This window comes from Rhizobium sp. ERR 1071, from assembly GCF_007828675.1.
Lineage (GTDB): Bacteria > Pseudomonadota > Alphaproteobacteria > Rhizobiales > Rhizobiaceae > Rhizobium > Rhizobium dioscoreae.
Map to the genome: position 1 here is coordinate 142,112 of NZ_VITM01000006.1, position 13,762 is coordinate 155,873.

The following is a 13,762-nucleotide window of genomic DNA, read 5'->3' on the forward strand; positions in this document are numbered from 1 at the left end:
CGATCTCAAGCCTCCCTGCGTGCGGCATGGGCGGCGATGAGTTCGGCAAATCGCTTCGCATCCGTCCCGGCATTGATCGCCTCCGCCATGATGGCCGCTTGCGTTTTCGGTGCCAAACCGCCAACGGGCGGATCGCTGTCGAGATTGGTCGGGAAGGCATAGCCCTCTGCCGTCGATGCGATCACGTTCGCAGCTTCTGCGCGGCTCAGCGCACCGGCATCGAGAGCGGCGACCAGCGCCGGATAGACTGCGACAGACATGCGGCTGCGGTTGACGCTCTCCATCGCCCGCCCGAAGGCCGAGGACACCTGCAGGAGGTTGGCCATGCGGTAGATGTCTTTTGAGACATTGTCGCCGGCCCCATGCATGACTGCCGGATTGAAGAAGACGGCATCGCCCTTCTTCAGCGGTAATTGCACGTAATGTTCGGCGAAATAGGCCTGAAATTCCGGCCGGCCGAAGGCGATATAGCCTTCGAAGAAGGTCTGCGAATAGGGTAGGAACAGCGTCGGCCCGCTTTCGAGCGGCATATCGCAATGCGCGACCGCGCCCTGCAGCGTCAACAGCGGCGAAACGGCATGGATGTGGCCCGGATAGGCCTGCATCTGCTGCGGCGACATGAAGCCGAGGTGATAGTCGCGGTGCGGCTTCTGCGCAGTGCCGCCCGGATTGACCCGGTTCATCTGCGCGGTCATCTGATAGCCGACGCCGAGCCAGGCCTCCGACACCATGGCGACCGCCGTCGAGGCGTAATAGCGAGCAAAATTCTCCGGGTCCGCCAGGCAATGCTTTTCCAGTGCGTTCCAGATGCGGTCGTTGGCGCCGGGTTTGGCAAAATGATCGCCGGCGCCCTTGCCCTTCTCTTTCTCCTCGCGGACGATGGCTTCGAATACGGTGGTTGCGCGATCGACAACCGCCGTATCCGGCATGGCGTTCTTGATGACGACGACGCCTGGGCCTGAGGTAAAGGCTTCCACCCACTCGGCCATCAGGGCGCGACGTTCGTCTTCATCCTCGGCGGCGCTGCGAACCTTGTCGCCATCATAGATGAGGATGTTTTTCTCGATCCCCGCCGCCAATGGCCAGTCGGCCGGATCGGCGGTCTTTTCCACCAGGCCTTTGAAAGTATCGAAATTGCCGCAATCGGCCGAAAGCCAGACCTTCCGGCTGCGCCGGCTGGCGAGCGTCTGAGCGTCCATGGTGTTCTCCTCCCAAAATGACGTTGGACTATGAGGTTGATCGTAGTCCCGCACCGGCCTATGAGAAAGACGGAAAACACCTCAAAAACACCTCAGAAAGAGTGACCGTGAAATCGCGCTTTCCCTTGAAAGATATTGCGCTACAGGCTGGGCTCAGCCTCGCGACCGTCGATCGTGTCATGCATGAACGCGAGGGCGTCCGTGCTGTGACCCGCACGCGGGTTGCAGCCGCGATTGCCGAGCTGGAGCGGCAATATGTGCAATCGGGCTTAGCAGGGCGGCGGCTCGTCATCGATGTCGTCATGGATACGCCGCAGCGCTTCTCGTCGGCCGTCCGCGAAGCCTTCGAGGCGGAATTGCCCGGCATGCGGCCCGCATCATTTTTCGCGCGCTTTCATGTGGCCGAGACGATGAGCGAGGCCGAGCTTTTATCCATCCTGCGCGCCATACGCCGGCGCGGCAGCCACGGTGTGGTGCTCAAGGCCGCGTCAACGCCGGCCATTGCCGATTTCGCTGCCCAACTCATGGCAGCAAGGATCCCGGTTGTTACGCTGGTGACTGACCTGCCTGAAAATTCCCGTATCGGCTACGTCGGCATGGACAATCGTATGGCTGGGGCGACCGCCGCCTATCTGCTCGGCCGCATGGCCGGCGAACGAGCGGGCAAAGTGTTGGTGACGCTCTCGAGCAGCCTTTTTACCGGCGAGGACGAGCGTGAGCGCGGATTTCGCGATACTCTTGCGGAGCGATTCCCCCATCTTTCGGTCGTTCGAATTTCCGAAGGGTTCGGCGTCGACCGCACGACGGAACTGCTCGTCCGCGATGCGTTGGAACGCGAGCCGGACATCCGCGCGGTCTACTCCGCTGGCGGCGGCAATCGTGCCATCCTGAAAGCCTTTACCGAGGCCCGGCGCGAATGCACGGTCTTTGCAGCCCACGATCTCGATCAAGATAATATCGGGCTGCTCGCCGCCGGCGAGATCACTCTCGTCATTCACCACGATCTGCGCCATGACGCCCGTAGCGCCTGTCAGCTCATGCTCGCCTATCACCGGATGCTGCCGGCAGATTTTCAGGTGGCACCATCGAGGGTCGCGATCGCAACGCCGTTCGAACCGGCGCATTGATCGAAAACCGCAGGCGTGCGCAGAAAGAGGGCGCGCGGAAAGACCGCTATTCGATCGCCGTGATCTCCAGCTCCTCCTTGCCAAGGGTCAGGATATCGCCAACCGTCTTTCCCATCAGCAATCTTGCGACGGGCGAGACGTAGGAAATCGATCCCGCCTTGGGATCGGCCTCGTCCTCCCCGACGATGCGATATTTTTGCACGCGGCCATCCTCACGGCTGTAGGTGACCGTGCTTCCGAAAACGACGACCTCGGACGAGGCCGGCGCCGGCATGACTTCGGCGGTTCGGACCCTTTCCGCGAAATAGCGCGCATCGCGCAATGGAATAGCTGTCTGCCGCCGGCGTTCGTTGATATCCTCGATCGCGCTTGCTGCTTCGTAGGCTTTGCGCGCATCCTGAAGCTGCAATTCCAGAGCCTTCAGTCCCGCCTCGGTGACGCGGTTCGGATGCGGAGAAATCGGCCGGTCGGGCAACACGGTTTCGGCGGCCGTTTCAGCGCTTTCTTCCTTCATGAACGCAGTGCTCAATTTCAAACTCCATTGCGAAGCGCTAAACCTTGAAATCCCGTCGGGATCTTTTTCCATGAACAATTTCGACGACCTGTCTTTAACCACAGGAAGCAAATCGACCCCGTACTATAGACCAGATGGCAATGCTGGAGGAATAGAACAGCCGATAGAAAGCCGAGATCACCGAAGAGGCCGGGTTCCCGCCAGCGGACATCGCCAACATGTTCGTTGCAACGATCTCTAAAACGACTAGTCTTCAAGCCAGCTAACAACGGCGGATACAAAGTTCCATGTCGCGGGGACTTTGAAACGGCACTCAACTTTAGAGAGATCGATGATCAGCCTCGGTGTATTGACGACTTATATATTGGTGGTGCTTGGTCTGATGGTCATTCCAGGACCTGCCACGTTACTCACGCTCGCCAGGGCAGTCAGTGGCGGCAAGCGCGTGGGATTGGCAACGGGCGTTGGAATAGCCGCCGGCGATCTCTTCCATACGATGATGGCGACCTTCGGATTGTCGGCATTGCTGGCCACATCCGCGCTGGCCTTCGAGATCGTCAAATATGCCGGCGTCATCTATCTGATCTATCTGGGTTTCAAGGCTTTTATCGAGAAAAGCGGCAGCATCGATCTGCCGACTGCGCAGGCTATTACCCCCATGCGCGCATTCCGGCAGGGTTTCTTCACGGAGATACTCAACCCGAAGACTGCGCTTTTCTTCCTGGCCTTCCTGCCGCAGTTCATCCATCCGGAAAGCGGATCCGTCATTGCGCAATTCGCGCTTCTGGGAGCCATTTTCGTGACCCTCAGCATCGGCGTGACCTCGCTTCTGGCGGTCGGTGCCGGCTCGATTGATGGCTGGCTGCGGCGCAACCGCACCATCGGCCGATGGCAGGGAAAGGTCATCGGCACAATCTATATGGCATTGGGCCTGAGGCTCGCGCTGCAACAGCAGTGACCGCCTTTACGGCAACAAAGGAAAATCAAACCTGCTGCCGTTTGACGACGCTGAAATTCATCTCCGAACGGATGCGGAAGCCCATCGCTTCGTATAGAGCGATGGCCGGCGTGTTTGTGGTATAAGCATGCAGATAGGCAGTCTCGCCGCGGGCCGCGATTTCACCAGCCACGAAACGGAAGAGCAAGGTGCCGAGGCCGCGCCCCTGAAAATCGGGATGAGTGCAGAGGCCGCTAAGTTCGGCAAATCCTGTCTGGCGCATGCGCTGACCTGCCATGGCGACAAGGCGCCCATCGATCTTCACGCCCCAGAAGGAGCCGAGGCTTTGGGCCTGCAAGGTGAAGGGGCCTGGCTTCGTCAGCGTAGCAAGCGCTAGCATATCCGCAGCATCGGCCTCCGTCAGCGGCACGACCCGACCGTCCGAGACTCGCTCGGAAGGGCGCTCCGCCATCATCTGCACGAGCCTGGCACTGGAAAGGGTCACCAACCCTTCAGGAACGATGATTGGCTCCGCCTCGACGATCGCCATGACCTCCTCTCCCGAAGGCAGCCTCGCCAGGGCCTCGAGACTTTCGGGCGAATTGTCCGCGGACGCCGCAAAGGGCACGATGGACGGTGGATAGCGGCGGGCAAGCGCATTGCCCTCCGCCAGTGATGCATGGGCAGTTTCAAGAGCACTCCAAATCGGACGATCGAGAATATGGCTCATCATTGCTGCTCCTTGCTGAGGGTGCCGCGTCGCCTGAGCGGAGCTTCCGCAAGTCCGTCCTCGATCGCGGCGAGTTGTTGCAATAGCGGCCCTGAAAGGTCACCGCAGAGCTCTCGGACCGCCTGTTCTATGCGCGGCCAGACGAATTTTTTCGAATAGTCGACGAGCTCCTGCCCCCTGGAAGTCAGCGAGATCAGACGGCGGCGCTGGTCTTCGATCGAGGCCTGCATGTCGACATAGCCCGCTTCCAGAAGCTGCGAGACAGTGCGTGTCGCGCCCGGCTGAGTGATGCCGACGGCCTGGGCAAGTTCGCCGATCGTCAGCGGCCCGGCGCGATCGATGGCGGCGAGAAACGGAAATTGGGCGGACTGCAAAGAAACGTCCAGCTCCTCCATGATCTGCTGCGTATCGGCCTGCAGACGCTCGCCGATCCGGCGAAACCGGCTGCCAAGACAGAGGAACCCCATCGCCCTCACAATATCTTCAGTCAAATCGACCCCCATTCCTCCATTTACATAAATTGTTATATAATGTGTTATTCAATTGCAATCAAGCCCGCTGGCGGTCACTTAGAGGATACGGATATACGATCTCAATGATTGTACTCATCGAGCAGTCCCGGCCTTTACACATCGCTGCCATTCGAAGGCAGACTAACGCTAAGGTCGTACACTGTTTGAATCTGGAACGCGCGACATAACCCTTCAAGGGAGAGGAATAGCTGACGCGCTCCTCCGTCTATGAGCTAGCCGCTGCGATACTTCCGATGTCCCACGCGAACGGGATTATTCAGCAACTAATTAACATATTGAAATACTTCTGAAATACTCGTTGTGTGACGAGAGATTTAACTTCACATTAAGTTCAGTTTATGCGCATATTATTTATTTAGAAATTTACATATTAACTGAATACTAATAAACGCCTTAACTTTCCAACTCATATTAGCTAACCATTACGCAAGCGGAGGTAATGGTTGTGCAAGATATTGGTACAGACTCTCAAAGATATTCAGGAAGAGCTTACTCAACCAAGAATGGCATTCAAAAACCCGGCCACAACGGGTCGGACGCTACTGGTGCGCATCTTGTTTCCGAAGAGCAGATCTTAAATCAGGAGAGCCAAATGCAGCCGGCAGACGCGCCTGAACATGGAGCCGCCATTCCTGCGCAAGACTATCCGCCCACGCTTCCAAGCGTGTTGATCGGCGGGTTGCCCATCACTGTCGTCAATCGACGCAATGCTGCTTCCTTCATGATCGATGTCGCGCGCAGACGCCGCCGCGACAGCCGGCCCTATTATTTTACGTCAGCCAATGGCGAGGTCGTCGCACGCGTTCATGCCGATGCCAATATCGCCAAACTCTTCCAGCAGGCGGATCAGATCTTGGCCGACGGTCAACCCCTCGTGATGGCTTCACGCTTACTCTGCAGGGTGCAGCTTCCCGAGCGCGTGGCAACAACGGATCTCTTTCACGATGTCGCCAAACTGGCCGAAAGGGAAGGCATAAGCTTCTATCTCCTGGGAGCGACCGAGACGGCAAACCGCGAAGCCGTCGCCGCCGTGCAAACCCGCTATCCCGGCTTACGCATCGTGGGCCATTGCCACGGCTACCTTGCCGGAGAAGCCCTGGAACGGAAGCTTGACGAGATCAACACACTCGCCCCCGACATATTGTGGATCGGCCTTGGCGTGCCGCGCGAGCAGATTTTCGTGCACGATTTCGCCGCGCGACTTGCCAATGTCGGCATCATCAAGACATCAGGCGGCCTCTTCGACCATCTGGCGGAGAGAACGAAGAGGGCGCCCATCTGGATCCAGAGAGCCGGTTTCGAATGGTTCTGGCGGATGCTGATGGAACCTCGCCGCCTGTTCTGGCGCTACCTGACCACCAACCCCTACGCCATCTATGCGATCCTGAGGTATTCGAAATGATGAATAGGCGATATTCCGAACTGCCGACGAGCGAAACGGACACAGACATAGCCATTGTCGGCGGCGGGCTTTCCGGCACGCTAGCAGCCTGCCTGCTCGGCCGAGCGGGATATCGGGTGACACTCATCGATCGTCATCGCGTCTTTCCCCAGGAATTCCGCGTTGAAAGAATAGCCGGCGAGGCGATCGAAAAACTTCAGCGACTTCAGCTATTTGCACCTCTGTCGACTGCCGCCGTACCCTTCGATGAAATCGTCAACATGCACAAGGGGCGCGTGGTGGACCGGACATACGGCCAGCACTATGGATTTTTCTACAACAGGCTCGTCATGGCGATGCGGAGCGCGCTGCCTGAAACGGTGAATTTCGTCGTCGGCCAGGTCCGCGCTTTGCGGATCGGAGCAGCGCACCAACGGATATCGATCCTTGGTCAGGACGAAATCACCACGCGATTGCTGGTGGTCGCGACGGGCATGGGCGATACCCTGCGCCGGGATCTCGGGATTCTGCACCGACAGATTAGCGATAGACGCCCGCTGGCATTCGGCTTCAACATTCGTCCGCTGCGATCCAATAGATTTCGCCATACGGCCCTGACCTATCATGGCGACGGCGACGGAATCGCCCATCTCAATCTATTTCCGGTCCCTGGAACGACACGAGCCAATCTCTTTCTGTTCCGAGACCCGCGAGATCCATGGGTCAAGTCGCTGCATGACGATCCGAAAGGGATGCTCACGGCCGCCTTCCCGTCACTTGTCGATACCTTTGGCGATTTTGAAATCAGCAGCCGCGTCGATAGCTGGTTGACCGATATAACAGCTGCCGACAATTGCCGGCAGGATGGCGTCGTGCTGATCGGAGATGCCTATCTGACCTCCTGTCCGGCAAGCGGACTCGGCGTCAGCCGGCTTCTGACCGATGTAGAGCGTCTATGCTGCACATATATCCCGCAATGGATGACAGAAACTGCCATCGATCACACCAAGATCGCCGCCTATTATGACGACCCAGAAAAGCTTGATATGGACATCAGTTCGGTGCAAATGGCCGATCACCACTTCAATCTGACGGCGAAGACCGATGTCGGGTGGCATCTGCGCCGCCAGTTCCATTTCACGCGGCGGCGCATCCTATACGGCATCGAAAACATAAGCCCCGCTCTTGCAACAAAGCTTCATCAGCTGAAGGCGAAGGCGATACGCGCCAAGTCTGCACTGCGATCCGCTGCACTGAACTCGGAACCGATGGCATAGCCAGGCTCGCAAGTGCGAAATGCGGTCTCGGGAAACATTCACAAATAGTGCATGTTTCCAACATGTGAAAAACGCAATCCTATATCGATAATATTACGGAGTTGATCATGGCAGTTTTAGGCGCATTTCCTCCTGGACTTACTTGCCGACCAATCGAAGAGAGCGATTGGGATGGCATCATCGATTGTCTTCGCAGAAATTTTCCGACGCGCGATCGAAGCTATTGGGAGCGCGCTGTCGCGCGCATGGAAAAGCGGCCTTTCGTGCCCGACCTGCCGAAATACGGCTTCGTTCTGGATATGTCCGGACGCATTGTCGGTGTTCTGCTGGCGCTTTATTTTCGGCACGAGGGATTGGAAGGAGAAGAGCTCCGCTGCAATTTGTCGAGCTGGTCTGTCGATCCCGAATATCGCGCTTTCGCCGGCAAGATGGTGATTGCGGCGCTCAGACGAAAGAACGTCACCTTCATCAACGTTTCTCCGGCACCAGGGACTATAAAGGTCAATGAAGCGCTCGGCTTTCGCCGTTATGCGGACGGGCAGCTCGCCTTTCTGCCGATGCTGAGTGCTGTGAGGCGGACTTATCGTGTGCTTGAAGCCCGCTCCGATCTTCCGGAAATGTCGATGCTCTCGGAAGGCGATAGGGAGATCCTTCTCCAGCATGCGGCACTGGAATGCCTGTCGTTCATTTGTGTCGCCGGTGACGAAGCCTTTCCCTTCGTGTTCAAGACACGCCGTATCTTCCACGGCATCGTTCCAAGTGCCCAGGTGATTTACAGCCGCATCCCTGAGGAGCTTAGCCGGTGCGCCGGCGCGCTCGGGCGCCATCTTCTGCGAAAAGGCATATTTCTCTGCGTCGTCGATGCGAACGGGCCGGTGCCCGGTCTCATCGGGCGTTATTTCGCCGGAAGCGGGACGAAATATTTCAAAGGTCCGAAACCGCCATCGCTTGGTGACCTGACATTCACGGAACTCGTCATCTTCGGCTCCTGATCCCTGATAATGAGCTGTCGGCGGCTTTTTGGAGTTTACCGCTGGCTCAGTCCGATTGAAGATTAACCGCATTACGGCGAGGGCGATGGCATGTGTTCGCCCGACTGGCTGACCGTTCTTCGCGAAATGCCGAGCGAGCGCCAGCGCGTTCCAAAAGAAACACCAACAAGCAGGAGGCAGAAGCCGAGCGCAAGCGGAGAGAAGAATGCCTCCTCCTGCAATACGGCATTGGACGCGATCGTGACGACCGCGACGAAAGCGAAGAGAAAATCCGGATCGCCGGTAGCAATCAGCTGCTTGCGCGCCGATAGGGCCAGCGCGGCAAGAAAGCCGAAGAAGACAAAGCTGCCCACACCCATCTGATAGAGCATGACGCCGACCGCGCTTTCGACGGGCACGGAGGCAACGCCTTCATCCTGTGCCCGGTCCCAATCCAGATTGAGGCTCGTACTCGAAAGATTGCCGCCGATGCCGAGGCCCTGTCCGAACGGATTGTGCAGGAATTCGCGAACGCCCGCGATCAGGCCGAGAACATGGTAATCGCCATGGGTGGCGCCGAAGAGGATAGCGGCGGCCGTCCAGACGACGGCAAGCGCGATGACGGCAAGAAGCGTCAGTTCCGCGCGCGATGGATGATAGATCAGCCGGGCACCGATCGCCACCAGCAACATGAACGTCGCTCCTTTCGAGCCTATGACAAGCAATAGTGGCAGGGCAGCAATCGGCAGCAGCCAACGGCCTCTGAAGAGGAGCCAGGCAGACATGATGCTCAAGCCGTAGGCGTAGCTGATGGGGTGAAAGTTCGGGCCGCCATTGCGGAAGATCGGCGGAAACAGGTCACTGAACAGCTTGATGTTGAAGAAGGTCGTCATCATCGTGTCTTCGATGCCGCGAAGCACGAAGCCAGTCTCTCGCAGCTTCTTTTCCCATACACCGGCCTCGATCTGAGCCTTCAGGCCACGATGAATATAGAGATCGCCGTGAAACAGGCTCAGGAAATCCATCCGAAAGATCTGTTCCAGATAGCCGTATATGATGGCAATGGCGCAGAGCCAAAAGATGCCCTTGCGCAGATCAATTGGATAGAGACTGGCTGCCAGAATTGCGATGTGGAAGCATGCAAGCGGCGTGATCGTATTGCGGAAATAGATAACGGCATCCTTCGGTCCGCCGTGAACAGCCCCAAGCGCTAGATAGAAACAAACGATGCCGCACAGCATGAAGCTGAACATCAGCCAAGGCCGCAATTCCGTCAGAGCCCGCGCGCGGTATTGGAAAGAGGCCATAATGAAGGCGCCAAACGCAGTCATGAGAATGACGAAATTGGCGCCGCGCAGCGCATCGAACGTATTGTGATCCGGCACGAAAGGCGTGAACCAGGCGACCACGAGGTTCTGGTAGAGAAAGGAGCAGGCAATGACGATCGGGATGCAGCCGGGCTGAGCAACAGACAGGACGAGCGTCAATGCGAATGTCGCGGCAACCCCAAAAGGCGTCCAGACGGCGAAGGCTGAAACGGAAGCAATGACCGCGAGAATGGCGATGCAGAGGTGGAAGACCGCATCTGAGCGCAGCGAACTAACGCCTCCCGCCGCGAAGCCGGCGCGATGTCCCGTAATGCTCATCGCCAAACTCCATTCGTCCGCATCAGTTGTCGTTCCTCACTGCCATATTCCTCAGCATTTCAGCCTCCGCCACGGCCATCCAGAAGTGCCGCGATCATGCCGACGTCAAAACCTTCGGCGCTGCGCCGGCTCTCGATGATGCCAAAACCCTGATCGAGCTCCCAATAGGCCCAGCCGACCTGATTGGCCTCTGCCGCTTGCCGCACGGCCCGAACCCAGAATTTGCGGCTTTCGGCATCGACACAGAAGTTGAGCACGCCGAACTCATTCATCATGACAGGGCAGTCATGCGTCTCGGACCAGCGCCTCAGCCTCACAAATTCGGAAGCGATCGCCGCTTCTGTCCAGGGCGTCGCCAATTGCTCCTCAATGAGGTTTGCGGCCTGCTCATCCCCGTTGGCGCGCAGCTTGCCGATGCTCTCCTGCACGAGAGGCGTTTCGATGGTAGCCGGAAAAGGCAAATTCGAAATCCGCGCAAGCGGAGACGCATCCCACGTCTCGCATTGATGAGTGAAGGCCGTGGGCGCATAGAAATGAATGGCGGCGATCTGGTTATCGTCGGCGAGCGGCGGCGTCTCGCCTATTTCCCAGATGCCCTGAGAGGGCGATGGCCCCCAGATCAGCGTATGGCTCGGGCATTTGGATCGTACGACCTCGGCAAGCCTATCCCGCAGTTGCAGCCACGCGTCACTCCGCATGGGCGGCTCATTCAAGAGCTCCGGATAGACCTTATCATCCGGGAGGTTCGCGACAACGCTGCTTAACGCCATCCAGGCTGCGGCCGCCCTTTGCGAGCCGGCCTCGAAATCTTGACGAAGAGCCTTGTGCAGACTTTCAGAGGGATGCATGTCCACAAGGATGGAAAAACCCAGCCGATTAAGGTCGGTCACGCCGGCCTCGATGCGACGGAGCGCGGCCGCATCAGTTGCCGTCAAGAGATCGCCATTGATCGGCAAGCGGATCGTCTCGAATCCCGCTTGGCGAAGCTTTTCGAGGACCGGCTCGCTGGGCGCTACTCCATCGCTGTTATCGAACCATCCGGGCAGATTGATGCCACGCGAGGGTACGATGGGCCTGGCCGCCGCACGCGCCGCGCCGGCAGCCGGGAGAGCAGCCAGAATGGAGCCGCCTGCCAGCTTGAGAGCGCTTCGGCGTGATATCATCGTCGATCGCGAGCCGCGTCCCTCGTTCATCCCCTTGCAGAGACTCGATCACCCTGCCCTCCATCGTCAGTCGAGCGGATGGGTCGCACCATCTGGCTACGGCGCGTATCGATGTTCTCCGGCGCAATTGTCAGCGTGGCGCTGCGCCCAATCTGATCGGCGTCGAGCCGTTGACGAAGCATATTGGCGATTTCCGCCGCTTCCTCGGCAGGGTTGAGCGCAAAAAGCATGAGATCCGCTTCAGCGAAAAGCGCTGGATCCCAATTGTCATCGACGATGGAAGGCCCCATCAGAAGCACGAAGTCGAACGAGCCGGCGGTGGTCAATATATCATCGAGGCCAAGGCGCACCCACGGTTCCGAATTCTCGGCCACGGGCCTGTTGTACACGACGGTCCGCAGGCCGCTCGCCCCGCTGATGAAGACGCTGTTACCGCTGCGCGCCGGCGCTCCCAAGCCAGGCAGGTCTCCGAACTCGACGACGAGCACATTCTGTTCGGCCTGTTGGAGGCCAAGGCCGACCATAGCACCCGCAAGTCTCGCCGCCAGCGGCGTGTGCAGCGAGGAGACCAGCAGCACATAGGGCTTCGGATGCTCTCTCAGATGCAGAATGATGCGCCGCATGAGCTGCAGCACATCCCGCGAAAAAGCTTCGTTTCCGGCCTGGAAAAAGCGTCTTCGCATCGCGCGGATGCTGAGATAGGCACCGATGCCGGCAACGCCCGGAAGCCGATATTCACCAAGATGGACCGGCGCCGGCTCCGTCTTTGCGATTTCCGACGAAAGGTCTTTGTGGGGCTCGACGTCAAGGAGGCTACGTCTTATGGGGCCTGTCGGATCCTGTTCCGGCTGATGTTTGGGTCCGCGCACCAGGGCAAGACCGCAGCCGATGATAAGACCGAGCGCGGCGCTGACCGGCAACAGGAGCAGCGGCTTCGGCCAGGTCGGCTGTACCGGCGGAGCGGCGGCGCTGATCACCCGGGCCTCCTGCAGCTGCAGGCCCTGCATCTGCGATGTTTCCTCGGCGCGTTTCAGGAAATCGTCGAGGACCGTGCGTGCCGCTTTCGTCTTCGCCTCCAGCTGCCGCAACTGCACCTGCGCAGCATTCGAACTATCCAGCTTCTGGCGGAGATCATCGAGCTTTGCCTGGAGTGCTGCGACGTTCTGTCCAGCGAGGTCGGACATTGCCTTCAATTCCCGAGTAATCCGCTGCGCCTCGACGGCCATAAGACCCTGCATCCTGTCCAACTCGGATCGCAATCTTTTAACGATCGGATGACGCGGCTGATACATGGCCTCGTAATTGGCGAGATCGGCGGCCCGTTGATTGTAGTTCTCGCGGAGTTTAACCGTGGCTTCGGAGGAAAGGATTTCCGAAAGCTTGGCAAGTCCGGCCGGCGAGGTGCCTGCGGCGACTGCCTGAGCATATTTATCCTTGGCCTGATCGGCCTCACTTCGTGCTCCGATCAGCTGATCCGTAAGCTTGTCGATCTGAGATTGCAGCGTGCCGCCCGCGGAAGCATCGAGGATCTGATGCGAGACCTTGAAATCTCCGACCTCCTGCTCGGCATCGCTGACGTTCTTCTGAAGATTGCCGATCCGGCTCGCAAGCAGGGAATTCACATCGCTGTTTGCAGTCTCCCGCTCACCCGACAGACCGGCCCTATAACGATTGACGATGGCGTTGGCGATCCGCGCCGCCTTGTCGGAATAGCGGGATGCGAAACTGACATCGATGACATAGGTAAGCCCGGCACGCTCTACGGTGACGGCGCGTTGGAAATTCTTGAAGATCGAATCCTTCGTGGGATGTGAAGCGAGACCAATACGCGACAGGAGGCCGCCTGCCGAAAATTCAGGGTCGTTCTCGATGTTCTCGCTCTCAAAAACCTTCATCAGAAGGTCACGCGATTCAATGACGAACACCTGGCTTGCGATGGCCGCGCTATCGCTGCCGATGCCGGGCAGGACATTGTTGAGATTCGTCGCGCGCGGATCACGCGGATCGATCATGACGGAAGCTGTCGCGGTATAGCTCGGCTTTGCCACGGCAAGGTAAGCCAGCGTCAGTAGAAGCACGGCAACGGTGCACGTCAACACGATCAGCCAGCGCTGCCAAAGGATGGTCCACACGGCACCGACATCGAACAGCGGCGGAAGCGAGCGCTCGTCAATGTTAAACGGCTTCATCCTGTTCCTCTCCGCGGGCCGCGGGTCTCCGGCTCATCGCACATCACTAAATTCAGTATTAGTGAATAATGTTAATCATCCGTTGAATTTACACC

12 protein-coding genes are annotated in these 13,762 nt (G+C 58.4%); 5 read left to right on the forward strand and 7 right to left on the reverse strand.

Annotated features, from left to right (window positions below; all coding sequences use genetic code 11):
- Positions 1–5: 5 nt before the first annotated feature.
- The gene (locus FBZ99_RS21565; RefSeq protein WP_113350834.1) at positions 6–1,199 is read right to left on the reverse strand and encodes a phytanoyl-CoA dioxygenase family protein; all 1,194 of its coding nucleotides are present in this window, start codon (positions 1,197–1,199) and stop codon (positions 6–8) included.
- A gap of 107 nt (positions 1,200–1,306) precedes the next feature.
- On the opposite strand from FBZ99_RS21565, the gene FBZ99_RS21570 reads away from it, so the two are divergent.
- A complete protein-coding gene (locus FBZ99_RS21570; RefSeq protein WP_113351062.1) occupies positions 1,307–2,326 on the forward strand; it encodes a LacI family DNA-binding transcriptional regulator in 1,020 nt (339 codons plus the stop codon).
- 46 nt (positions 2,327–2,372) lie between these two features.
- On the opposite strand, the gene greA is transcribed toward FBZ99_RS21570, so the two are convergent.
- Positions 2,373–2,855, reverse strand: coding sequence for a transcription elongation factor GreA (gene greA / locus FBZ99_RS21575; protein WP_113351061.1), 483 nt, complete (start codon positions 2,853–2,855; stop codon positions 2,373–2,375).
- Positions 2,856–3,171: 316 nt separating this feature from the next.
- Here greA and FBZ99_RS21580 point away from each other — a divergent pair, with 316 nt between their 5' ends.
- On the forward strand, positions 3,172–3,798 hold the full coding sequence (locus tag FBZ99_RS21580) for a LysE family translocator (RefSeq protein ID WP_173004604.1): 627 nt from the start codon (positions 3,172–3,174) through the stop codon (positions 3,796–3,798).
- 25 nt (positions 3,799–3,823) lie between these two features.
- Here FBZ99_RS21580 and FBZ99_RS21585 read toward each other — a convergent pair whose 3' ends face one another.
- Complete coding sequence (locus FBZ99_RS21585; protein ID WP_113351059.1) at positions 3,824–4,507, reverse strand: GNAT family N-acetyltransferase; 684 nt, start codon at positions 4,505–4,507, stop codon at positions 3,824–3,826.
- On the reverse strand, positions 4,507–4,998 hold the full coding sequence (locus FBZ99_RS21590) for a MarR family winged helix-turn-helix transcriptional regulator (protein WP_113351058.1): 492 nt from the start codon (positions 4,996–4,998) through the stop codon (positions 4,507–4,509). Before FBZ99_RS21590 ends, FBZ99_RS21585 begins: the two co-directional genes overlap by 1 nt.
- 634 nt (positions 4,999–5,632) lie before the next feature.
- Between FBZ99_RS21590 and FBZ99_RS21595 the strand changes: the two genes are divergently transcribed.
- The 3 genes from FBZ99_RS21595 to FBZ99_RS21605 all read left to right on the forward strand — a co-directional run bounded on the left by FBZ99_RS21595 (position 5,633) and on the right by FBZ99_RS21605 (position 8,690).
- Positions 5,633–6,442 (forward strand): WecB/TagA/CpsF family glycosyltransferase, encoded by an 810-nt coding sequence (locus tag FBZ99_RS21595; RefSeq protein WP_113350833.1) that lies wholly within the window; start codon positions 5,633–5,635, stop codon positions 6,440–6,442.
- A complete protein-coding gene (locus FBZ99_RS21600) occupies positions 6,439–7,698 on the forward strand; it encodes an FAD-dependent oxidoreductase (protein WP_113350832.1) in 1,260 nt (419 codons plus the stop codon). Before FBZ99_RS21595 ends, FBZ99_RS21600 begins: the two co-directional genes overlap by 4 nt.
- 245 nt (positions 7,699–7,943) lie before the next feature.
- Positions 7,944–8,690 (forward strand): hypothetical protein, encoded by a 747-nt coding sequence (locus FBZ99_RS21605; RefSeq protein ID WP_113351057.1) that lies wholly within the window; start codon positions 7,944–7,946, stop codon positions 8,688–8,690.
- A 71-nt stretch (positions 8,691–8,761) separates the two neighbouring features.
- Here FBZ99_RS21605 and FBZ99_RS21610 read toward each other — a convergent pair whose 3' ends face one another.
- From FBZ99_RS21610 to FBZ99_RS21620, 3 genes are read right to left on the reverse strand one after another with little or no spacing between them, the layout of a single operon-like run.
- Positions 8,762–10,315, reverse strand: coding sequence for a hypothetical protein (locus tag FBZ99_RS21610; protein ID WP_145634740.1), 1,554 nt, complete (start codon positions 10,313–10,315; stop codon positions 8,762–8,764).
- 59 nt (positions 10,316–10,374) lie between these two features.
- Positions 10,375–11,478: a glycoside hydrolase family 5 protein gene (locus FBZ99_RS21615; protein ID WP_233788555.1), complete on the reverse strand. Its 1,104-nt coding sequence runs from the start codon at positions 11,476–11,478 to the stop codon at positions 10,375–10,377.
- 26 nt (positions 11,479–11,504) lie between these two features.
- Positions 11,505–13,667, reverse strand: a complete 2,163-nt coding sequence (locus FBZ99_RS21620; protein WP_113350829.1) for a GumC family protein — start codon at positions 13,665–13,667, stop codon at positions 11,505–11,507.
- Positions 13,668–13,762: the final 95 nt, after the last annotated feature.

Bases quoted from the DNA above. Each gene is read 5' to 3' on its own strand.
- FBZ99_RS21610 (WP_145634740.1), bottom strand. From the start codon at position 10,315: ATGAGCATTACGGGACATCGCGCCGGCTTCGCGGCGGGAGGCGTTAGT.
- FBZ99_RS21620 (WP_113350829.1), bottom strand. From the start codon at position 13,667: ATGAAGCCGTTTAACATTGACGAGCGCTCGCTTCCGCCGCTGTTCGAT.
- FBZ99_RS21595 (WP_113350833.1), top strand. From the start codon at position 5,633: ATGCAGCCGGCAGACGCGCCTGAACATGGAGCCGCCATTCCTGCGCAA.
- FBZ99_RS21580 (WP_173004604.1), top strand. From the start codon at position 3,172: ATGATCAGCCTCGGTGTATTGACGACTTATATATTGGTGGTGCTTGGT.
- FBZ99_RS21585 (WP_113351059.1), bottom strand. From the start codon at position 4,507: ATGAGCCATATTCTCGATCGTCCGATTTGGAGTGCTCTTGAAACTGCC.
- FBZ99_RS21605 (WP_113351057.1), top strand. From the start codon at position 7,944: ATGGAAAAGCGGCCTTTCGTGCCCGACCTGCCGAAATACGGCTTCGTT.
- FBZ99_RS21615 (WP_233788555.1), bottom strand. From the start codon at position 11,478: ATGATATCACGCCGAAGCGCTCTCAAGCTGGCAGGCGGCTCCATTCTG.
- FBZ99_RS21600 (WP_113350832.1), top strand. From the start codon at position 6,439: ATGATGAATAGGCGATATTCCGAACTGCCGACGAGCGAAACGGACACA.
- FBZ99_RS21565 (WP_113350834.1), bottom strand. From the start codon at position 1,199: ATGGACGCTCAGACGCTCGCCAGCCGGCGCAGCCGGAAGGTCTGGCTT.